The sequence below is a fragment of the Burkholderia sp. SR8 genome, from assembly GCF_052851275.1.
Genome location: NZ_JAULUC010000087.1, coordinates 1 through 613, shown reverse-complemented (window position 1 = coordinate 613; position 613 = coordinate 1). Strand labels below are relative to the sequence as shown.

Below are 613 nucleotides of genomic sequence, written 5' to 3'. Positions count from 1 at the left end.
CAACCATGGCAAGCGAACCGATTCGCGACCCCGCGAACGACCACCTGCTCACCCCGCAGAACGCCGCATTCATCGTCATCGATTACCAGCCGGTCCAGGTGAACTCCATCGCGTCGATGGACCGCCAGCTGCTGATCAACAACATCGTCGGCGCATCGAAGGCCGCGGTGGCATACGGCCTGCCGATCGTCCATTCGACCGTCAACGTGAAGACCGGCCTGAACAAGCCGCCGATCCCGCAACTGCGCGCCGCGCTCGAAGGCTATCCGACCTACGACCGCACCAGCATCAACTCGTGGGAAGACGTCGAGTTCCGCAAGGCCGTCGAGGTCACCGGCCGCAAGAAGCTGATCATGACCGCGCTGTGGACCGAGGCGTGCCTGACCTTCCCGGCGCTCGACGCGCTGAAGGCCGGCTACGAAGTGTATGTGGTCGTCGACGCGGTCGGCGGCACGTCGGTCGCCGCGCACGAAGCCGCGCTGCGCCGCATCGAGCAGGCCGGCGGCCAGATGATCAGCGTCGCGCAGCTGTTCTGCGAGCTGCAGCGCGACTGGGCGCGCAGCGCGACCGTGCCCGCGTTCATGAACCTGTTCATCGAAACCGGCGGCACCGC

General features: G+C 66.4%; 1 protein-coding gene. It reads left to right on the top strand.

Annotated features, from left to right (window positions below):
• Positions 1 to 5 precede the first annotated feature (5 nt).
• The coding region (locus Q3A80_RS31935; protein ID WP_446332756.1) for a hydrolase at positions 6 to 613 on the top strand (608 nt) is incomplete at its 3' end.